18 protein-coding genes and 1 pseudogene are annotated in these 19,883 nt (G+C 46.1%); 10 read left to right on the plus strand and 9 right to left on the minus strand.

Annotation, left to right across the window (positions count from 1 at the left end):
- Positions 1 to 15 precede the first annotated feature (15 nt).
- Positions 16 to 381 (plus strand): phage holin family protein, encoded by a 366-nt coding sequence (locus QT998_RS08400; RefSeq protein ID WP_194066400.1) that lies wholly within the window; start codon positions 16 to 18, stop codon positions 379 to 381.
- 7 nt (positions 382 to 388) lie between these two features.
- Here QT998_RS08400 and QT998_RS08405 read toward each other — a convergent pair whose 3' ends face one another.
- The gene (locus tag QT998_RS08405) at positions 389 to 1,150 is read right to left on the minus strand and encodes a cobalamin biosynthesis protein (RefSeq protein ID WP_333113776.1); all 762 of its coding nucleotides are present in this window, start codon (positions 1,148 to 1,150) and stop codon (positions 389 to 391) included.
- Positions 1,151 to 1,269: 119 nt separating this feature from the next.
- Here QT998_RS08405 and QT998_RS08410 point away from each other — a divergent pair, with 119 nt between their 5' ends.
- The gene (locus QT998_RS08410; RefSeq protein WP_333113778.1) at positions 1,270 to 1,632 is read left to right on the plus strand and encodes a hypothetical protein; all 363 of its coding nucleotides are present in this window, start codon (positions 1,270 to 1,272) and stop codon (positions 1,630 to 1,632) included.
- A 68-nt stretch (positions 1,633 to 1,700) separates the two neighbouring features.
- Here QT998_RS08410 and QT998_RS08415 read toward each other — a convergent pair.
- Positions 1,701 to 1,841, minus strand: a pseudogene (locus tag QT998_RS08415) (TetR/AcrR family transcriptional regulator); the annotation flags it as partial.
- Between the two features lie 74 nt (positions 1,842 to 1,915).
- Here QT998_RS08415 and QT998_RS08420 point away from each other — a divergent pair.
- The gene (locus QT998_RS08420; protein ID WP_333090154.1) at positions 1,916 to 2,281 is read left to right on the plus strand and encodes a hypothetical protein; all 366 of its coding nucleotides are present in this window, start codon (positions 1,916 to 1,918) and stop codon (positions 2,279 to 2,281) included.
- A 377-nt stretch (positions 2,282 to 2,658) separates the two neighbouring features.
- On the opposite strand, the gene QT998_RS08425 is transcribed toward QT998_RS08420, so the two are convergent.
- Entirely contained in the window at positions 2,659 to 3,273 is a 615-nt protein-coding gene (locus tag QT998_RS08425) for a TetR/AcrR family transcriptional regulator (RefSeq protein WP_333090152.1), read from the minus strand.
- A gap of 278 nt (positions 3,274 to 3,551) precedes the next feature.
- Between QT998_RS08425 and QT998_RS08430 the strand changes: the two genes are divergently transcribed.
- The 3 genes from QT998_RS08430 to QT998_RS08440 all read left to right on the plus strand — a co-directional run bounded on the left by QT998_RS08430 (position 3,552) and on the right by QT998_RS08440 (position 8,423).
- A complete protein-coding gene (locus QT998_RS08430) occupies positions 3,552 to 5,144 on the plus strand; it encodes a M16 family metallopeptidase (protein WP_333090151.1) in 1,593 nt (530 codons plus the stop codon).
- 307 nt (positions 5,145 to 5,451) lie between these two features.
- Complete coding sequence (locus QT998_RS08435; protein ID WP_333113971.1) at positions 5,452 to 6,933, plus strand: M16 family metallopeptidase; 1,482 nt, start codon at positions 5,452 to 5,454, stop codon at positions 6,931 to 6,933.
- Between the two features lie 263 nt (positions 6,934 to 7,196).
- A complete protein-coding gene (locus tag QT998_RS08440) occupies positions 7,197 to 8,423 on the plus strand; it encodes a class I SAM-dependent methyltransferase (RefSeq protein WP_333113780.1) in 1,227 nt (408 codons plus the stop codon).
- A 119-nt stretch (positions 8,424 to 8,542) separates the two neighbouring features.
- Here the strand turns inward: QT998_RS08440 and QT998_RS08445 are convergent, their stop codons facing one another.
- From QT998_RS08445 to QT998_RS08455, 3 genes are all read right to left on the minus strand, one after another.
- Positions 8,543 to 9,289 (minus strand): Uma2 family endonuclease, encoded by a 747-nt coding sequence (locus tag QT998_RS08445; protein ID WP_333113781.1) that lies wholly within the window; start codon positions 9,287 to 9,289, stop codon positions 8,543 to 8,545.
- A gap of 190 nt (positions 9,290 to 9,479) precedes the next feature.
- The gene (asnS, locus tag QT998_RS08450) at positions 9,480 to 10,871 is read right to left on the minus strand and encodes an asparagine--tRNA ligase (protein ID WP_333113782.1); all 1,392 of its coding nucleotides are present in this window, start codon (positions 10,869 to 10,871) and stop codon (positions 9,480 to 9,482) included.
- Positions 10,872 to 10,989: 118 nt separating this feature from the next.
- Positions 10,990 to 11,355 (minus strand): DUF2203 domain-containing protein, encoded by a 366-nt coding sequence (locus QT998_RS08455; RefSeq protein ID WP_333113783.1) that lies wholly within the window; start codon positions 11,353 to 11,355, stop codon positions 10,990 to 10,992.
- A gap of 116 nt (positions 11,356 to 11,471) precedes the next feature.
- Here QT998_RS08455 and QT998_RS08460 point away from each other — a divergent pair, with 116 nt between their 5' ends.
- Positions 11,472 to 11,747: a DUF6439 family protein gene (locus QT998_RS08460; protein ID WP_194010122.1), complete on the plus strand. Its 276-nt coding sequence runs from the start codon at positions 11,472 to 11,474 to the stop codon at positions 11,745 to 11,747.
- A gap of 249 nt (positions 11,748 to 11,996) precedes the next feature.
- Here the strand turns inward: QT998_RS08460 and QT998_RS08465 are convergent, their stop codons facing one another.
- Positions 11,997 to 12,485 carry an ATP-binding protein gene (locus QT998_RS08465; protein ID WP_194010121.1) on the minus strand — a complete coding sequence of 163 codons (489 nt, stop codon included), beginning with the start codon at positions 12,483 to 12,485 and terminating at the stop codon, positions 11,997 to 11,999.
- Between the two features lie 676 nt (positions 12,486 to 13,161).
- On the opposite strand from QT998_RS08465, the gene QT998_RS08470 reads away from it, so the two are divergent.
- Complete coding sequence (locus tag QT998_RS08470) at positions 13,162 to 14,055, plus strand: alpha/beta fold hydrolase (protein WP_333090143.1); 894 nt, start codon at positions 13,162 to 13,164, stop codon at positions 14,053 to 14,055.
- Positions 14,056 to 14,186: 131 nt separating this feature from the next.
- Here QT998_RS08470 and QT998_RS08475 read toward each other — a convergent pair whose 3' ends face one another.
- Both QT998_RS08475 and QT998_RS08480 read right to left on the minus strand, forming a co-directional pair.
- Positions 14,187 to 14,324: a hypothetical protein gene (locus tag QT998_RS08475; protein ID WP_194010119.1), complete on the minus strand. Its 138-nt coding sequence runs from the start codon at positions 14,322 to 14,324 to the stop codon at positions 14,187 to 14,189.
- Positions 14,325 to 14,448: 124 nt separating this feature from the next.
- Positions 14,449 to 16,134: a transglutaminase-like domain-containing protein gene (locus QT998_RS08480; RefSeq protein WP_194066364.1), complete on the minus strand. Its 1,686-nt coding sequence runs from the start codon at positions 16,132 to 16,134 to the stop codon at positions 14,449 to 14,451.
- A 422-nt stretch (positions 16,135 to 16,556) separates the two neighbouring features.
- Between QT998_RS08480 and QT998_RS08485 the strand changes: the two genes are divergently transcribed.
- Together QT998_RS08485 and QT998_RS08490 are read left to right on the plus strand one after the other, a co-directional pair.
- A complete protein-coding gene (locus tag QT998_RS08485; RefSeq protein WP_333090140.1) occupies positions 16,557 to 17,417 on the plus strand; it encodes a DUF928 domain-containing protein in 861 nt (286 codons plus the stop codon).
- A 204-nt stretch (positions 17,418 to 17,621) separates the two neighbouring features.
- Complete coding sequence (locus tag QT998_RS08490; protein WP_333090139.1) at positions 17,622 to 19,712, plus strand: ShlB/FhaC/HecB family hemolysin secretion/activation protein; 2,091 nt, start codon at positions 17,622 to 17,624, stop codon at positions 19,710 to 19,712.
- The last annotated feature ends 171 nt before the right edge of the window (positions 19,713 to 19,883 follow it).

Here is a 19,883-nt window from a genome sequence, read left to right on the forward strand (position 1 = left end):
GATGAAAAAAGCGATATGTTAAGTTTTTTCTTAACTTGGATAGTGGCCGCAGTTTCGCTGGTGATTACAGCTAACATTGTACCAGGTATTGCGGTGGTTAGTTTTCCGGCGGCGATGGTGGCTGCTGTGGTGATCGGATTGGTGAATGCGGTTGTCAGGCCGATTATTACACTGCTGACGCTTCCTTTGACTGTGATTACTTTAGGTTTGTTTTTGTTTGTTGTGAATGCAATTTCGCTTTCCTTGGCTTCCTGGTTGGCGGGTATATTCAATATTGGTTTTGCAGTTAACGGTTTTTGGCCTGCTTTGTTTGGTTCGATTGTTTTGTCGTTTGTTTCTGGGTTGATTGGTCGTTTTGTGAATCCGGGCACTTTGGATTAGGAAGATATTATCCCAGATAGTCGATCGGGCAAACAGCAACCGCTACTGTAACAGAGCCTAGTTTTTTTTCCGATCGAAAGATTTTTTTGGGAACTAAGAGGGGATGGGAAACAGCCCCAAACGCAGATAAACGCGGATGACTGATGGATATCTGCGTTTCTTGATGTTGGCGGGCGGTTACAATTTGGGCGATCGCACAAAGTGCAGCCGCTTCTGCTACACTTTTAGTCCCGACCTTTTGCGTTACCACATTGGAAGGATTCGGAACTTCTACAGAATTTAAAATATCAGCAGCAAAAGTTTTTAACGGCCAGTTTCGCCCAGCACAAAGTTCCAGCAAACCGACTTCACCTGCTTTAGTATCAACAGTAGCAATACCTGCGATCGCACTTTCGGCCAAATGAGCGCCCCGACAGACATTTTGAATCGCAGTTTCGATTAATTCCCGTGGCGTTCCGCCTTCGCAACCTATCCCTACCCACAACACTCGCGGGTGCAACTGAACCTTTGGTAAAGTAGATTCCGGTGCAAATCTTCTCTGGGTGAAACTCATCCAAATTCGCCCTTTGATAGTTGACAGATTTTCCCCTTCCCAATACAATGAATGATTGTCTGGCAGACTGTTTTGCCACAAAGTAGAACCCACTTCTTGAATTACTTCTACAGTTTGTCCTCTCTTCATAGTTGCCGCTATTCCCGCCCAGTCGCCTTCCCCCCGATTCCAAGCGCTGGGAAAGTCTAACATATCTAACGTAAACTCATCCTTCATTATTCAGTTATTTCTTATGTAGTTTCACTGCGACCGCAATCTTAAAAAAAATTAACACTTTGTTTATTGAAAATTTTGGTATAAGTGTAGCATAAACTACAAAAAATCCAACATTTAAGATGGTAGAACTAAATCAGTTACTGTTAGAGTTTGAAAGAAACGTCAAATCGGAACAAGTCACAAAAGAATGGAAAGAGCGCCGGGAAAGTTGGGTTAGCGATGTGGCAGCATCAGTTAACCTGACATATCTAGCAAAATTGCTAGTTGAATTTGAATCCAACTTGCAGGGGGAATCGGTTGATATTCAGTGGAAAGAGCGTCGGAACAGTTGGGTAGAAGAATGTCTGGGAGCATCCATTGTTCAAGAAGTATCAAGTTTATTGCTGGAACTAGAAACCCAGACAAATTCGGAAGCTATGGCTGATGAATGGCAGCAGAATCGCGAGACTTGGGTACAGCAAATGCACACTTTTAACGAGTAGTTTCGACAATTCAGAGCCTGTAAATATGCGTTTTCAGGCTCTAAATTTTCCTAATGACTAATGACTAAAGCATTCGGAGCCACAATCGTATTTTGACTGAAGCACGGCACTGCAAACATTCCCACAAATACCTGAGCGACAATCTTCGGATTCATCTTTGGATAAACTTGTTTTTGCATCGCCGTTTCCCAAAAAGCCACATCGCTCATTATAAAAAAAAACAGTCTAAATCAATAAAATTTGTAATAAAATAGCACAAACTGCAAACAATAAAACATTTAATATGGTAGAAATGAACCAGTTACTGTTAGAGTTTGAAAGCAACCTCACATGGGAAGCTGTGACGAAAGAATGGAAAGAACGTCGCGACAGTTGGGTGAGTAAAGTGCAAGCAGCCGTAGAACCGTCACAGCTAGCAGAATATCTAATTGAATTGGAATCAGACATCCAGTGGGAAGCGGTACAGAGTCAATGGAAACTTCTCCGAAAAAGTTGGAGAGAAGATTGTCAAGTAGTATCGACTCTGGAAGAAGTATCAAGTTTATTGCTGGAACTAGAAAGCAATACAACTTGGGAAGTATTGTCCGATGAATGGCAGGATATTCGGGAGAATTGGGTGCAGCAAGTGTACGAGTTTAACGACGAGTAGTGTCAGCGAGGCAGAGCTTTGTTAGTATGGGTTTTTAACCCCTGTCTAAAAGCGAAAGTCTTCTGGCATAGGACTAAATAACTCATGGGAGCATCTCAGCATTTAGGTGTGCATTTCGGTTAGTGTTAACTTAGATGCCCGCTCCCCAGCGCTTGATATTAAATCCGGTAGCATCGGAATTATATAGTGGGAGTGTCCCCGAAGAGCGATCGACAAATTCGCTCTTCAATGACTAATGACTAATGATATCAATTCCGGTTGCACTCATACATGATGTTAATAGTTAACAGTAAATTTATTCTTGAGATGAAGAGAGGATTTGATATGACTACTGACTACTGACTACTGACTACTGACTACTGACTACTGACTACTGACTAATCCTTAACTAAAACGCCGTTCAGAAAAATATCTGCTAATCCTTCGGCCATTTCCTGCATTTCTTGCGGAGAAGCATTCGGTTCCCCAATCGTATTTTGACTGAAACCGGCTACTGCAAACATTCCCAAAAATACCTGAGCGACAATCTTCGGATTCATCTTCCGATAAACTCCTTTTTCCATCGCCGTTTCAAAAAAAGCCTCAGCTACAACGCTCATTTTTCCGATGACTTCTAACTGAATGCGATCGCGCAAATCCGGGTGAAACTGAGCTTCCAAAAAACAGACCCGCATCATATCGCTATTTGCGCGGATATTCAGCATCCGCCGGCGCATCACCTGAGCCACTGCTTTGTAACTGCCCATCTCACTCAATTCTGTCAGCAAATCTGTCAGTATTTCCACCCATCCTTCCGTCGCCACTTGAATCAAAATCGCTTTTTTATTATCAAAATGCCGAAATAGCGTACCCTCAGCCACCCCCGCCGCCGCTGCTAAATCGCGAGTTGTCGTACCGTCGTATCCGCTGTGGGCAAACAACCGCACAGCCGCTTGTAAAATCCGCTTTTTGGTTTCTGTTTCTGAAGGAGGAGACTGATTAAAAATTCGCATGGCTTAATCGGTAATTGGTGACTGGGAATTGCGGGTTTGGGACGGGCGGGCGAAATAATGTTAAGTTTTAAGTTGTGCGCGGCTTTAATCTTAAACTTCAAACTCCTCGCCGAGATCCAGATTCTTTTTGAGATTGGCTGTATCAGCCTAACATCTGCGGCGCAACAGATCGCTTATGCCTCCAAAAATCTTTATCCTTAGAAAAGTATCGCTGGCATCGATCGCCAACATTTATTTGTTTGACAATCCAAAATCCCCAATCTAAAATCTAAAATCGAATGACCCCGCAGTTCCAAAAACCACGCGCGGCGAAGCTATCCCCTAGGGAATCGCCCCGCCCAACTCGATTCATCGCCTCCCTGCTGGCTGCTGTAATGCTGTGGTGGGGAATTTGCCCTCAAATCGCCTCCGCCCGCGAGAACCCCGCTAACGGCTCTCCAGCAATGTCTGTTCAACCGTCGCTCGATCGAGTAATCGAGCAAGTCACCGAATTCAAGCTCGACAACGGCATGACATTCGTCGTGCTCGAAAGGCCCCGATCGCCCGTAGCATCGTTTTTAATTCACGCTGACGTGGGAGGCGCAAACGAACCCGACGGTCAAACCGGAGTCGCCCACTATCTCGAACATTTAGCTTTTAAGGGCACGCCAAAAATCGGCACTACCGACTACAAAGCCGAAAAGCCGCTGCTAGAAAAACAAGACGAACTCTTCGAGCAAATGCAAGCAGCCAAGGCGATCGGCAAAACCGAAGAAGTCGCCAAATTTAGAGCAGAATTGGACAAAGTTGAAGCAGAAGCAGGGCAATTTGTCAAGCGCAACGAATTCGGCAAAATAGTCGAACAAGCAGGCGGAGTCGGACTAAATGCCGCTACTTCTACCGACTCGACAATGTATTTTTACAGCCTCCCAGCTAACAAATTAGAACTGTGGATGTCGCTGGAATCAGAGCGATTTCTAGAACCTGTATTTCGGGAATTTTACAAAGAAAAACAGGTGATTTTAGAAGAACGGAGGCTGCGAACTGAGAATTCTGCGATCGGACAAATGGTTGAAGCTTTTGCCAGCACAGCCTTCTCGGTTCATCCCTACCGCCGCCCCGTAATTGGCTACACCGAAGACATTAAAAACCTGACACGAGAACAGGTGCAGAAGTTTTTTGAGACTCACTACATCCCCAGCAAGCTAACAGCAGCGGTGGTAGGAGACGTGAAAGCTTCGGAAGTGAAGCGACTCGCTCAAATTTATTTCGGCCGCTACAAAGCGAAACCAGCGCCTTCTGACTTGGAAATTGTGGAGCCTCCGCAAACGCAAACTAAGGAAGTCACGCTGAAGTTAAAAACTCAACCTTGGTATTTGGAAGGATATCACAGGCCGGCGATGAATCATCCCGACAATGCGATTTATGAAATTATTGGTTCTTTGCTCAGCGATGGCCGCACTTCTCGGCTCTACAAATCTTTGGTAGAACAACAGCAATTGGCGCTGGCGGCTCAAGGTTTCAGCGGTTATCCGGGGGAAAAATATCCGAATTTGATGTTGTTTTACGCTCAAACTGCTCCGGGCCGCACGGTTGATGAAGTAGCAGCAGCTTTGAGCAAAGAAATCGATCGCCTGAAAAATGAGCCAGTTTCTGCTATGGAATTGGAGCGGGTGAAAACTCAGGCGAGAGCCGATTTGTTGCGATCGCTCAATTCTAATATGGGCATGGCATTTTCGCTGCTGGACTATCAAGTAAACACCGGTTCGTGGCGAAATTTGTTCAAGGAATTGGATGCGATCGCGGCTGTTACTCCGGCTGACATTCAGCGTGTCGCTCAGGCAACTTTCCGCCCGGAAAATCGCACGATTGGTAAGCTTTTGCCACTTTAATCAGAAGGAAGAAGGAAGAAGGAAGAAGGAAGAAGGAAGAAGGAAAATTTGTTTCCCGACTCTGCCCCTTCTTGCCAACTTAGCTCGTTTCCAGGCTGTGCCTGGAAATGCAGATCCCGAGGCTCTGCCTCGTCGAATTTCAAATCAGCGAGGCAGAGCCTCTAGATATCGGTTCCCAGGCAGAGCCAGGGAACCAGTTAAACCAGTTAAAAAGGTAAAAAACACTCGTTTTCAGGCTCTGCCTGGAAATGCAGATACCGAGGCTCTGCCTCGTCGAATTGTCAACAGATTAAAATTAGGAGAAAGAATGACAAGGACTAAATTGAGACTGAAAAAAGTAAAGTTATTTCTGCTATCGCTTTGCATTTTTACTGTTTCATTGGGCACGTTTAATTTGTTACCTTCCTTCGCGGCAGGGCCAAAACACTATGACGAATTAACATTCCCGGCGGTGCCAGAAATCAAACTGCCTAAATACACTCGCTTCGAGCTAAAAAATGGCATCCGGGTGTATCTGATGGAAGACCGGGAACTCCCGCTAATTGGGGGAACGGCGCTATTTCGCACGGGCGATCGCTTTGAACCTGCTGATAAAATTGGATTGGGAGGATTGACGGGAGAAGTGCTCCGAACTGGCGGCACGAGTCGGCATACGGCTGATGAATTAAATCAGTTGCTGGAACAGCGAGCAGCTTCGGTAGAAACGGGAATTGATGCTACTTCTGGTAGCGCTAATTTTAGTGCTTTAGCTGAAGATTTGGAACCAGTGTTTGACTTGTTTGCGGAGGTGATTCGGGAGCCAATTTTTGAAGAGGAAAAGTTGGATTTAGCGAAGAATCAAACTCAAGGTGCGATCGCCCGCCGCAATGACGATCCTAACGATATTACCGGGCGCGAGTTTGAAAAGTTAATTTATGGCGATCGCAGTCCCTACGCCCGCACGGTAGAATACAAGACTATCGCAAATATTTCTCGCGACGATTTGGTGAGTTTCTACCAGAAGTATTTCCATCCCAAGAATATGATTTTGGGTATTTCTGGTGACTTTGATACAGCTAAAATGCGATCGCTCGTCGAGGAAAAATTCGGCAACTGGCAACCGAGTCAAAGTGCAGAAGTGCCGCCGTTACCAACGGTATCGCCGGCAAATCAAGGTGGCATATTTTTGGTAAATCAGCCGCAATTAAGTCAAAGTTACGTGCAAATGGGACATTTGGGCGGAATGCTCAGCAGTCCAGATTACGGTGCTTTGGACGTAATGAATGGGGTTCTCAACGGTTTCGGTGGCCGTTTGTTCAATAACGTGCGATCGCGCCAAGGTTTAGCTTACACAGTTTACGCCGCTTGGAGTCCGAGATATGACTATCCGGGGGTGTTTGTCGCTGGTGGCCAAACGCGATCGGACGCGACAGTACCGTTTATCAAGGCAATTCGCGCTGAGATCGATCGTATCCGCACCGAACCAATTACCGCCGAAGAATTAGCTTTTGCTAAAGATTCCACCCTCAATTCTTTCATCTTCAAATTTGAAAATCCGAGTCAAACATTGTCGCGATTAATGCGCTACGAATACTACGGTTATCCCGAAGATTTCATTTTTAGCTACCGCCGCAGCATCGAAGCAGCAACAATTGCCGACGTGCAGCGCGTAGCCAAGACTTATTTGCAACCGGAGAATCTGGTAACATTAGTAGTGGGAAATAGTACGGCAATTGAACCGCCGTTATCGAGTTTGGGAAATTCGGTCAAAGTGCAATCTGTTGATATCACAATTCCCTCGGCTACTTAATCGATGATTCCTGTGACGCACCAGACTATTGTGTGGTGCGTCACTGTGAGATTGTGAATCTAATTTGTAAATTTTCGATGGCGAACCTTACGGCTAATGAATAATATAATGCAATACGGTTTACTTAGGACGATCCCCCCTAACCCCCCTTAAAAAGGGGGGTATCAGAATGCCCTCAAAGTCAACCCCTACTCCCCTTCTTAAGGGGGATTTAAGGGGATCTCCGGGGCATAAATATGTTAAGTGAACCGTATTGTAATATAATGAATATAACCACACAAGAGCAATTCGAGTTAATTCTAGGTTCTAGTATAGAAAATCAAGAATTCATCAGATTAACTTTAGGGAAGTATAGAGGAGGAGAAGACGGTTTAACTAAAATTATTGTGAGAATTGTAGAATTAAAAGCAAGCATAAAGCTTTCTTTCACCTATAGTTATCAAACTAAGGAAATAGTCAAAAATCACCCAATCGAAGAAGGATTAAATTTAATCAAAACCCTGATTGGTAGTCAATTTATGAGTATTAGATTATTCTCGATCGAGCAAGATGTTCAACTTGAATATGGCAAAAATAAAAAACCTAAAATTAATTTTATTAAGCCCACCTTTACCAATCCTGTTGATACGACTCCGCAGCAACACGACCGTAGGAAGAAACGGTATATTGAATCAGAAAATAATGTATATCTCAGAGCATTAGGCATTACCAATAGTCAAGGTAATGTCGTAAGAACGATGGAAGATAAGTTCAGACAGATAAATAAGTTTGTGGAAATCATACATGGCTTAGTTGAATCATCAGAATTGGCAGAAAAAAGTCATATTTCTGTAGTTGACATGGGTTCAGGCAAGGGATACTTAACCTTCGCAATATATGATTTTCTGAACAATATTTTAGACAAGGAAGCATCAGTTATTGGTATAGAAAGCAGAATACATTTAGTGGATTTTTGTAACTCTGTTGCCCAATCAGTTAATTTTGAAATGTTACATTTTAATCAAGGAAATATCAGTAACTATAGCGCCAAAAAATCAGACATAACCATCGCACTTCATGCCTGCGATACTGCAACAGATGATGCAATTTATAAAGGGATACAGTCTGATTCTTCCTTAATCATCCTAGCACCATGCTGCCACAAGCAAGTTAGGAAACAAATTCATCCGAATATGGTTTTGAAGGATCTCTTAAAGTCTGGTATTTTGCTGGAGAGGCAATCGGAAATAGTTACTGATGGATTAAGAGCGCTTTTACTTGAATTGTCTGGCTATAAAACTAAGGTTTTTGAGTTTATAGCTGCTGAACATACGAGTAAGAATATAATGATTGTGGGAATTAAAAGCAATCATAGTATCAATAAGGAGCAGATTATTGGACAAATCAAAGAAATTAAAAAACTTTATGGAATAAACTTTCACTATTTAGAGACTTTACTATTTCCCCACTTCTTTCTTTCCCCCGATCTGGCCGATATAATTAATGCTTAGTTGGTAAGCGATCGCGCTATAATACCAATTTCAACCCGATCGCATTCAAGCAGTAATCCTGGGTTTGAAGTGCCCTACGGTCAATTTGGATTGAGTAGCGATTTGCCCGATCGCCCGATTCATGTCAGCCGATCGATATTGACACCCAACTCGCGCAACTTTGCCGCCAATACATCCGCCCGCTGGCGTTCCTGTTGAGCCAGCAGCCGTTCCTGTTGGGCCTGTTCCGAGCTCCACAGCAGCAAATTTCCCTGCGAATCCCACCAACGCAGCCAATTCATAGTTTGCCCCAGCCGTTCCCCCGACCAAATCCCCAGCCACAAATCCAACTCTGGAATCCGCACCCGCCCCTCAGCATCAGCAGCCTGCGTTTCATAGGCTCCATTGAGCAAATACCGCACTTCCAGCTTGGGCTCGTAGGGGTCGTAAGTCACATAGGTGGGCACTTGCAGAATCTGTTCGTAGAAGTAGAGCTTGCCGTAGGGAGGAGTCGATCGCACCGACAATTCGCTGTAATCTTCATTAGACAAAAACTCCATCACCACCGATACCGGCGCACCCTCCAGATTCGGCGTGTAACTCCGGCGAATCGTCCCCTCAGCAACTGGATGCACTTGCGGCACGAAAAACCAATCCGGTGCTTTGACTACAATCTGCTTATTTACAGTCGCTACCAGTCCAAAATTGGAACCAATAAGGGCGATCAATTGAATGCGTCCAGCGGCTCCCAGAGCATCGGTGAGAGCGGCAGCAAGGGGTGGTTGTTGAATATTTTCCACAGGATCGTCGGGTAATACAAAGCCGGCTGGTAAGGCTTCCCAGGTGACAGTTGGTGTTTTGGAACTCGATGGGATTTGAAGTACCATTAGCTCATACCATTTGAGATTTTATATTTTAGATTACTCGTTACCAGACTGGAGCCTGCTAACGCCGATCTGGAGGCTCTGCCTCCATTTTACCAAGCGAGGCAGAGCCTCTGGATATAGTTTCCCAGGCTGGAGCCTGGGAACCAGTTAACTTTGTTTTTGTAGGTGCGGTTTCAACCGCCGTCTGCATCTAAAAATCAATAGTCAAAGGCGCTCTCGGAAACGGAATTACATCGCGAATATTCCCCATTCCCGTCATAAACTGCACTAACCGTTCAAATCCCAAACCAAAGCCAGCGTGAGGCACAGTACCGTAGCGACGCAAATCCAAATACCACCACAATTCCTCCTTATTCATACCCTGGGCTTCCATTCGTCGCTCCAACACATCCAGCCTTTCTTCCCGCTGGGAACCGCCGATAATTTCCCCAATATTAGGAGCCAAAACATCCATTGCTCGCACCGTTTTTTCGTCCTCATTTAAACGCATATAAAATGCTTTAATTCCGACGGGATAGTCGCTGACAATTGTCGGCTTTTTAAACAAATCCTCAGCCAAATAACGCTCGTGTTCCGACTGCAAATCCAAGCCCCAACTTACCGGGAAATCAAACTTTTTGTCGGCTTTTTCCAAAAGTGCGATCGCCTCGGTATAAGTAATCCGCTCAAACTGATTGTTAATAATATTTTCAGCAGTAGCCAAAACCGTCTTGTCAATCCGCTCGTTGAAAAACTCCATATCCTCCGGGCAATGATTCAAAACGTATTTAAAAATGTACTTTAAAAACGCCTCAGCCAAATCCATATCTCCCTGCAGATCGCAGAAAGCCATCTCCGGTTCAATCATCCAAAACTCCGCCAAATGTCGCGAAGTATTAGAATTTTCCGCTCTAAAAGTCGGGCCAAAAGTGTAAACATTGCCGAAAGCCATCGCCATAACTTCCGCTTCCAACTGGCCGCTAACTGTTAAATAGGCGCGCTTTCCAAAAAAGTCTTTAGCATAATCAACCTCTTGCGAATCTGTGCGCGGCACATTCTTTAAATCAAAGTTGGTAACGGCGAACATTTCCCCCGCACCTTCGCAGTCGCTAGCAGCAATAATCGGAGTATGAACCCACAAAAAACCGCGTTCTTGAAAAAATTGGTGTACCGCCGCCGAACAAGCATTGCGGACTCTAAAAACAGCACCGTGAGTGTTTGTGCGCGGCCGCAAATGGGCGATTGTCCGCAAAAATTCCAATGAATGGCGCTTTTTTTGCAGCGGATAAGTTTGCGGGTCTGCTTCGCCGTAAACTTGTACTTGCGAGGCTTTTAACTCAATTCGCTGTCCTTTCGCCGGTGACGCTACCAACACGCCCGACACTTCTAGAGATGCACCTGTATTAAGTTGTTTGAGTATATTTTCAAAATCCGGCAAATCAGCATTGATGACTACCTGCAAATTAGCCATCGCCGAACCGTCGTTAACTTCGACAAAGGCAAATTCTTTCAATTCGCGCTTAGTGCGAACCCAACCTTGAACAGTTACAGTTTCGTCGGGTTCACCTGCGCGCAAAATTGCTGCAATTCGTTGATTTGTCATAATATCCACTCCTATTTATTTAATATTTTGCACCAGAATTCTCTCTTTTCTCTTCCTCTGCGCCCTCTGCGCCCTCTGCGCCCTCTGCGGTAAAAAAAATCATAAATCCCAACATAATTCAACCCGCGTAGGATTTCAAAATCCAACCGATCAAAATGCCGAGTCCCCCAAAGCGAACTGCTTGCCAAAAAGGTTGTTTTATGCTTCCCCAAGAAAACAGACTGCTTTCTAAATTTAACTCGATCGTTTCCAATTCTTGCTCAATTTCCCGCAATTCTTGCTTGAGTTGCGGCAATGGATTTTGGCGCAGAGACTGGCGCACGTCTTCGCGCCGGTGCCCGAGTTCGTCTTGGCGCTGTCGATCGACCTGAATTTGAGTGTAACGCTCTTTGACTGCCGCGAGCGATCGCTCCACTGCTGCGATCGCCTGCACAAACTCGTTTTCTTGCTCTTTTTGATTTAACTCTGACGGCTGTTGAGGCATTTCGATCTGCAAACCTGACGAGAATAAAAAAACCGATTCCCAATTAAATTGTTATTATTATGTGCAGTTATTTAAAAAATTCAGAAACCCTAGCCAAATCCCTATAATTGCCACCTATGCTTGAAACCGCACAAACAACCCAAACTGTCAACCTCAACGAGCTTAGCACGGTAGAACTAGCTCAAGCTCTAGCAGCGCGCCTCGCCATCTCCGAAAAAGATTGGCACCGCCTCAAAGCCAACCGTTCTGCGCGCGCGGGCGAGCAAGCTGCAGCCGCTTTGGTGTTTTTGCTCAAAAAACAGCCAGAAGAAGCTCTCCCGCGCTTACAACAAGCCGCAGGATGGCTGGATCGATCGATCTCTGCTCCTCCCTGTCCCACCCACGGCAAATAATTGTGAGTCGCTGAGTCTTGAGGTGAACAGCGGATTTGTTGCTAAAAAATCAGACGATCGCGCCGCTCGATCGAGCAGCGCGATTGCGAGTTAAAAAAGATTTTATGCTTTTCTAACTCAAAACTCAAATTTTGCATTATCATCTAGTATCAATAGCCAGATAATCCATATTTTCAATCCCTGCTTCAGCGGGGAAAAGAAAAAATTTGCCAGTCTAGCCGAACCTAAAACTGCTGCAAAATATCATTTCTAGTGCAAGCGAGGCAGCCGGTAGCGACTGGAAACTTCTTTGCACAGCCGTAACTCTGTACCTTGAGAATTCCACTCTACCCGATCGAATATTTGGTAAAGAATAAACAGTCCCCTACCACATTCTTGTTCCACATGGGGGAGTGCAGAGTTATCTGCAACATCCTCTGCTATGAGACTGTCAAAATTATCGGTATCAAGATCGCAACCGCAAGGAGTTTTAAAGCCAGCACCTTCATCCGATATCACCCACCAGTATTGGTTTTGGACGATCGAAAAACGGACTCCAACTGTTTTACTGGGGTCTAACTTGTTTCCATGCTTAGCCGCATTTACCAAAGCTTCTTGAAGCCCTAACCGCAATTCCGCTTGCCACCGCTGTGGAACCTCTGCTAGGAGCAGATCCAAAACAGGACAAAGGTATAGGGTAGAAGCGAAGCTAATCGTAATCCAATTGCGTCCGGTCGGACGGGTTGAAATAGCAATCACTCAGAAAACTCCCTAACTTTCAGGTGGATGAACTTCACACCCTGCATAAGTTGGCTCCCTAGTATTCAAAATGCTAATTAATTGAGCTGCGCCACTCTATTTCTATCTTAGAGTATTTGAGCATTTAAGCAAAGCAAACAACGTCACAAAATATTCTGCGATTCTCAGAAACGAATAGCGGCAACCCTCAGTAATTTTACTTATCAGTTTCACTTGCACCAGATTTTTGATCTCGGATCGAGGCAACTCACGGGCGATCGCCGCGACATCTCCCAAGCCGCAAACAGTCGCGGTACGAAACGATCCCCAGCCATAAACAATCTAAAATATCTATTAAAACATCGAGCCCTAGAACCATCGCCGATCGCGCCAGACTCTCTCGCCCCACAGAGCGATCTGGCCGCTTTAGGGTACGAACATCATACCTAGGTGTGTTGCCATCAAGATCTCATCTATTTCTCCTATGCCGGTCGGCGCAAAAAAATCGCACTGCAGTAATCTTGATTAAATCAATATTTGTTACAAAACTTATTTCACATGAGTCAAGAACTCGCGATCGCCCAACCGGCCAAAATTGACAAATCCTTTGCTGGCGAATCTCATGCGCGTTTACCGAACTTTGTAAATCTGAACGTCGCGATACAATAGTTAAAGTAAATAATTATTTCTTTACATTATGCAAACCACCCCAACCATCACCACAGCCCCTATAGCAGGCACTTACTGGCAGTGGCGGGGCCATTCAGTGTACTACGTCCGATCCGGCGATCGGCATCCCGAACACCCTCCCTTGCTGTTAATTCACGGTTTTGGCGCGTCCACAGACCATTGGCGCAAAAATATCAGCGGCCTGAGCAAAGACTTTGAAGTCTGGGCGATCGACCTGATCGGATTTGGGCGATCGGCAAAACCCGAAATCCAGTACAGCGGCGACCTCTGGCGCGACCAACTCCACGACTTCATCACCAACGTCATCGGCCGGCCCGCCGTCCTCGCCGGCAACTCCCTCGGAGGCTACGCCGCCTTGTGTGTCGCCGCCCAGCGTCCCGAATCAGCCGCCGGACTCATCTTAATCAACAGCGCCGGCCCCTTCAGCGAACCCCAACCGGCACCCGAAGCCCCGCCCGTGCAAAAAGCTATATCTGTGGTAGCTAAAACCTTATTCCAGCAAGATTGGGCAAGTTTTCTGCTGTTCCAGTACGCGCGCCAGCGATCGACAATTCGGAAAACTCTAGAAAAAGTGTATCTCGACCAAAGCGCCGTCACAGACCAATTAGTAGAAGAAATTTACCTTCCCTCCTGCGATCCCGGTGCACCCAAAGTATTCGCCTCCGTATTCCGAACGCCCCAAGGTGAAAAAATCGACCTATTGCTGAGTCAATTAACCTCTCCGCTGCTGATGCTGTGGGGAGAAGGCGATCCGTGGATGAATTCTGCAGACAGAAGCGCCAAATTTCGCCAACACTATCCGCAGTTGACAGAACACTTTATCAAAGCCGGTCACTGTCCCCATGACGAAGTACCGGAACAGGTAAACGAACTGATTCGCGGATGGGTAATTAACCAATAGTCGATCGGCATCAACTCTGTTAATCTCCGTTAATCTGCGGTAAAAATACCTCAACCAAAAAACAAGACGACCTATTGGGGTCGTCTTATTTTATTTAATAAAAAATGCAATTTGTCAATAGCAAACAGCGACTATTTTTTCCGTTTAGCCTTATCTAACCGCCTGCGATCGCGCCACTCAACCGAAGTCAAATATGCAACCCCGCCTGTGACAGTCACCAGCAGTACAAAGGCCACTAAAACGAGAAAATTAGCAATAGAAAATTCCACAACCCCTCCTGCTTGGCTTAGATTTGAGATTATGTGCGATCGCACAACCGCAATCAAATTAGCTTGTAACGAGGAATATAAGTCCTCATCAAACTCTGCAGACTCGCATTCCTCACTACAAACCTTACAACAACTCTTCCAAAATTGTAAACCGGACATGATTAATTGCCAAAGTCCCCACGGAAACATCCTCCTTCTTCAGAGGAACGCCCCCGCTGGTGAGACTTTGAAACCGAATTCCCTTGCCAATTTCTACGTGGTACCAAGCTAAGCCCATAAAAAATCTCAAAGGATAAGGGCCTCTGTCTTGAATATCATCGGGATTAGATTCCATCGGTACCCAGCCAAAGCCCGGAATATAAAACTCCAGCCAAACATGATTGAAATCAGGTTCCAGCGGCACACCTTTTCTGTCAGCAAAAGCCGGACACTTGTAACGCCCAATTGTGCGGCAAGCAATCCCGTTTAACCTTGCCAAAGCCAACAATAACCCTACGTACTCGCCACAAGAACCGATGCCGCGCCGCAGTACAATATCGGGTGTATCTATGTGAGGTCTGATTCCGTAAGAAAGTTGGTCGTAAACAAAATTGCGAATGCTCAACAATTGCCTGAGAATGTTAGTTTCTGTGCCAATTGAGGCCACCGCAGCCGATCGCACAATCTCCGTATCCATCGCCAAATTATCATTATCCACCAAATACTTAGCTTCAAACTCCGGCGACAGTTTGGGAATCTTTTCCACATCGCGAGGCGACAATTGATACTTAATCGATCGCACTTCCAACAAAGCCTTCCAGCCAAAAATTCGCCGTTCCCCCTTCATCAGGCGATCGAACTTAAACACCGCCACCCGTTCCCCTTCCTGAATTTCCTCAGTAAAAGGCATCCCGACTGGCGTAATTTTCCTCACCTTTTGCCGGTGAGTTTCCGAAGGTAAAGCAATCCGCCACTCCAAATTGTCGATTTCTACCTCATCCAGAGGAGACAGTTCCTCCACATAGGACATTTCTATCAAAAAACCGTTTGACAAAGCGTAGCATTCTGCCTCATTGTAGTGAAAAGACAAAGGGTGAATAAAAGTGCGATCGCGCTTCGTCAACTGAAAAGGATCTTCCGAATTCGGGTCATCCCGGATATAAAGCTCATCGCCCGCATAAGCCACGTAGAGAACCTCTTCTCCCGTCTCTGAATCCTTGTGAAAAGCCAAGCCAGAAGGATATTCAAAGGGAGTCAAAATGCTAAATTTAATTTCTCCTGTGGCCCGTTCCAAACAGTAAACAGTTTGCTCGGTTTTGTCGCAAATCCAAATTTCCTCATCCCGGATTGTGATATTTTCTACTCCGATACCCGGAGCAAAAAATCGAGTAATTTCCCGACCAGTTTTCCCGTCAAAAACCAGAATATAGCCCAATCTCTGGCAAGTCACGTAAAGCGTAGATTGCCAAATCGCAATCCCGTCAACTGGATAAGAAAGGGAAACAAAATGTTCCGGTTTGAGTTGTGCGATCGCCCCATCGCGAATTGCACCCGGACAGCAACAAATATCCTGACCTCGCGCAAACCAGAGAGTATCTTCCCAAATAGCCAGCCCGGTTGCGCCCGCAAACTTAACCGTTTGATAAGGATTCAAAACAGTAGTGTTGTCAGTTTCTCGATCGATCTCCAATAGCAGCCCTTCGGCGCGATCGACACCGAACAACCGATTTCCCAAAAAAGCAATGCCGTGCAGTGCAGATACACCGATCGGTCTGACCATTCGCAGCCCCGAAGGCTGTTTGTCCGAGATAACTGGTGAATCGAGGTTCATGCTAAATTTCTTGTCGGTATTGTACAGAAAACTTGACTTTTGACTTGTAGCCGATCGCTTGAGATCCACCGGTCTTCATTACCGAGATTCCCGGTCTCCAAAACTAACGCATCAACCGGGTTTGTTTACGAAAATACAAGTTTTAGCCTGTCGTCGTAGTTAAAAAACCCGGAATATTAGTCATTGTCAAAATTGGGTGTAACAAGGTCAACCCAACTTGCTGCTGTGAATGCAGCTAAGTATAACCACTAAACCACCGCGCCAAAACGCTACACAGAATTCTATTTCCGTCACAGCAGCCAAACTAATCGTATCTGTCTGAACATATAAATTAAGTACAACAGATTACTATATCCGCCAAAACCTTGGGTAGAATAAAAATGTGCATCGAGTTCTTAGGTTCATCAGAAGGCAGGTTCATCATGGCTTGGAAGTCTGCTCTCAATACCAGCGCCCTTTCTTTAATTCTGTCTTTACAGGCAGTTGGCACCGGTAGTTTCTTTATACCAGCCGAGGCTATCAACAGCCCCGCAAAAAGCGTCCACCGCCCCTCAACACCGCAGCTACCCCTCAACTTGCAAACAGCTCAACCCCCCGGACAGACGGGAAACAGAACCAACAGCAAGCAACCCGGAGCCGCTTGGAATAACTTTCAACCGCCGGAACAGGGAGTACCCGGAAGGCGGGAAGGGGGAGGAACCAGGGGCTTAGTCTGCCCCACTCCGATCACAGCCTTGATTCCCCAATCAACTATGGGGCAAACCATATCAGGAAAGCCGACATTTTTCTACTACATTCCCGCAGCCGTTGACAAAACAGTTCAGTTTGAGTTAGCAGACGAAAGTGACAAAACAGTATACAAAAAAAGTTTTCGGATGGTAACTAGCCGTGGTGGTATCGTTAGCGTCAGCCTAGGCTCCGACGGCAACGCGCCAGCCTTGGAAGTGGGCAAAAACTATCAATGGTACTTTACTATCAAATGTAGCCCGCAAAGCTATACAGATGATGTTCTCGTGTCCGGGTGGATCAACCGCACCGCACTCGCCCCAACAGTAAAAACACAGTTGGATCGATCGCCCGACAGTCGCGCCAAGCTCAGCATCTTCGCCCAACAAGGTCTTTGGTACGAGTACCTGGCAACTCTAGCTCAACTGCGCCTAGAGTCTCCCAGCGATAGCAGTTTAGCCACCAAGTGGTCAGAAGTGTTGAGTTCGGTCGAACTCGGCAAAATCGCCCAAGCACCATTAGTCGCCAGTGAGTTAACACCCATAACCAAAAAATAATTCTATTTGTGCGCGGCGTACCAAAAACTCGGTTTCGAGGGCGGTATCTGCCAGCGCCACAGATGATTTTGGGGGTGTTGGGGGTTTGTTTGTCGATCGTCCTGAATAAATTCAAATTTTTGTGCTCATGAGCATTTCTGGTTCGCTTGCCTCTTGAAAGCCGGACTGTTCAAATTTTTATAGTAAAATTGCGCCCAATACTAAATGGTAAACTTGCAGAGTCAAGCAGAAGACAAACTTATTTTACAAAACACATTAATTATGCGCCCGAGAGCAAATATTGCAATATTTCGGTTGGGGATTTCACTTCTAACAGCGCTTCCTATCGCTTGCTTTTATGCCAATAAAGCTATATCCCAAATAAATGATATTTCTCAGTTTTCGGCCGCTGACAACTCAGCAAATACGGACAACGAAGCATTAGCACTTCAAAAACTGGAAATCCAACAAGATGAAACTGCAACCAACTTAAATCAACTCCCCGATTTTCCCGAAAGCAGCCCGATCGAGAATCAGCCCGATCGCTGTTCTACAATTAATCAAACAGATTGTGATACGCGCCTGTCGCCCGAAGCCAAAAAGTTCGCAGACAGCCAGCCAAAATGTCATAACCCCCTAGATTGCAATGTTTTAGCCCAAAACCAACCCCAGACACCTCCAAACCTGCCACCGCCCCCAACTCAACCAGATCCAAATCGCGATCGATTTCTGCAACCAGCCCCGCAGCCTTCCCCACAACCTCCCCAAACACCACCAACAGTTGCGCCCCAACCCCCGTCACCAGTTCCGCAGCCGCTGCCGAATACGATAATTCAGGTGCAGAAAATTGAAGTAATTGGCAGCACCATATTAACTGAAGACGAAATTAACGCCTTAATCAAGCCGTTTGAGGGCCGTTCTGCCACCCTAGAACAGATCCAACAAATCGCCGACAAAATTACCGAAATTTACCTCAATCGCGGGTACATCACTTCCAGAGCAATCTTGCCACCCCAAACTATCACCGCAGGGGTAGTCAAAATTCAAGTGATCGAAGGCAAGCTAGCCCGAATTGAGGTAGAAGGAAATAAAAGAGTGCATAAAAGTTACATCCGCAGCCGAATTCGACTCGGTGCCGGAATACCTTTAAGCACATCTTCATTAGAAAACCAACTCCGGCTGCTGCGAGTCGATCCTTTATTCGACAATGTAGAAGCCAGCCTGCGGGCTGGAGATAATGCAGCCGAGAGCATTCTGATCGTCAGAGTTACCGAAGCTAATCCGTTTCAATCTAGTTTCAGCTTTGACAATTACTCGCCTCCCAGCGTCGGTTCCGAAAGATTGGGGGTGAGTGTGCGGCACCGCAATATCACAGGAAATGGCGACGAACTGGCGGCGGCTTATTACCGATCGCTAGGTGATTCAGACTTGTTCGATTTCAGCTACCGCATCCCGCTAAATGCCATGAACGGCACTTTGCAACTGAGGGCGGCACCGAACCGCAACAGTATTGTACAAGCACCTTTTGACGCTTTTGATATTTCAGGAAAATCGCATTTATTTGAATTGAGTTACCGCCAGCCGCTGCTGAGAACGCCGATCGAAGAATTTGCCCTGTCTGCCGGTGTTACTTATCAGACAAGCAGAACTTTTCTCGCTGGCGAACCGTTTCCTTTTGGCATCGGCCCGGACTCCAAGGGTGTCAGCACTACCACTGCAATTAAGCTGGGACAGGACTACATTCGGCGCGACGCGCAGGGTGCTTGGGCCTTGCGATCGCAATTTACGATCGGCACTAGCTTGTTTGATGCTACTCAAAACGAAGGTTCTGTCCCTGACGGACAATTTTTGAGTTGGCTTGGTCAAGTGCAGCGAGTACAGCGATTGAACGACAAACATTTATTAATTTTGCAATCAGATTTACAGTTGTCTGCTAATAGTTTGTTGCCTTCCCAGCAATTTGTAATTGGTGGCGGACAATCTTTGCGCGGCTACCGCCAAAATGCCCGTTCTGGCGATAACGGCTTCCGAGTGTCTGTCGAGGATCGGATTGCTTTGCAGCGCGATGCTTCGGGAAATCCCAAACTTCAATTAGCGCCTTTTTTGGATGCGGGTACGGTGTGGAATAATCCCAACAATCCTAATAAATTAGCGAATCAGAGATTTTTAGGTGGTGTGGGTTTGGGGGTAATTTGGCAACCGATACCGCAGGTGAACCTGCGCGTAGATTACGCTTTTCCTTTGGTGAGAATTAGCGATAAAGGCGACAATTTGCAAGATAACGGCATTTACTTCAACCTAATTTATACACCATAAGGAGAATGGGAGAATGGGAGAGGGGGAGAGGGGGAGAATGGGAGAGGGGGAGAATGGGAGAATGGGAGAATGGGAGAGGGGGAGAATGGGAGATGAACACAATATTTCCTTCTTCCCTCTTCCTTCTTCCCTCTTCCTTCTTCCTGATGACGTTGTACCGAAAGCTCGGAG

The sequence above is a fragment of the Microcoleus sp. S1D4 genome, from assembly GCF_036700765.1.
Classification (GTDB): domain Bacteria; phylum Cyanobacteriota; class Cyanobacteriia; order Cyanobacteriales; family Microcoleaceae; genus Microcoleus.

Coding starts and splice junctions, on each gene's coding strand:
- asnS (WP_333113782.1), bottom strand. CDS start 10,871: ATGACAAATCAACGAATTGCAGCAATTTTGCGCGCAGGTGAACCCGAC.
- QT998_RS08460 (WP_194010122.1), top strand. CDS start 11,472: ATGCTTGAAACCGCACAAACAACCCAAACTGTCAACCTCAACGAGCTT.
- QT998_RS08420 (WP_333090154.1), top strand. CDS start 1,916: ATGGTAGAAATGAACCAGTTACTGTTAGAGTTTGAAAGCAACCTCACA.
- QT998_RS08400 (WP_194066400.1), top strand. CDS start 16: ATGTTAAGTTTTTTCTTAACTTGGATAGTGGCCGCAGTTTCGCTGGTG.
- QT998_RS08405 (WP_333113776.1), bottom strand. CDS start 1,150: ATGAAGGATGAGTTTACGTTAGATATGTTAGACTTTCCCAGCGCTTGG.
- QT998_RS08410 (WP_333113778.1), top strand. CDS start 1,270: ATGGTAGAACTAAATCAGTTACTGTTAGAGTTTGAAAGAAACGTCAAA.
- QT998_RS08480 (WP_194066364.1), bottom strand. CDS start 16,134: ATGAACCTCGATTCACCAGTTATCTCGGACAAACAGCCTTCGGGGCTG.
- QT998_RS08440 (WP_333113780.1), top strand. CDS start 7,197: ATGAATATAACCACACAAGAGCAATTCGAGTTAATTCTAGGTTCTAGT.
- QT998_RS08470 (WP_333090143.1), top strand. CDS start 13,162: ATGCAAACCACCCCAACCATCACCACAGCCCCTATAGCAGGCACTTAC.
- QT998_RS08455 (WP_333113783.1), bottom strand. CDS start 11,355: ATGCCTCAACAGCCGTCAGAGTTAAATCAAAAAGAGCAAGAAAACGAG.
- QT998_RS08430 (WP_333090151.1), top strand. CDS start 3,552: ATGACCCCGCAGTTCCAAAAACCACGCGCGGCGAAGCTATCCCCTAGG.
- QT998_RS08485 (WP_333090140.1), top strand. CDS start 16,557: ATGGCTTGGAAGTCTGCTCTCAATACCAGCGCCCTTTCTTTAATTCTG.
- QT998_RS08445 (WP_333113781.1), bottom strand. CDS start 9,289: ATGGTACTTCAAATCCCATCGAGTTCCAAAACACCAACTGTCACCTGG.
- QT998_RS08425 (WP_333090152.1), bottom strand. CDS start 3,273: ATGCGAATTTTTAATCAGTCTCCTCCTTCAGAAACAGAAACCAAAAAG.
- QT998_RS08490 (WP_333090139.1), top strand. CDS start 17,622: ATGGTAAACTTGCAGAGTCAAGCAGAAGACAAACTTATTTTACAAAAC.
- QT998_RS08435 (WP_333113971.1), top strand. CDS start 5,452: ATGACAAGGACTAAATTGAGACTGAAAAAAGTAAAGTTATTTCTGCTA.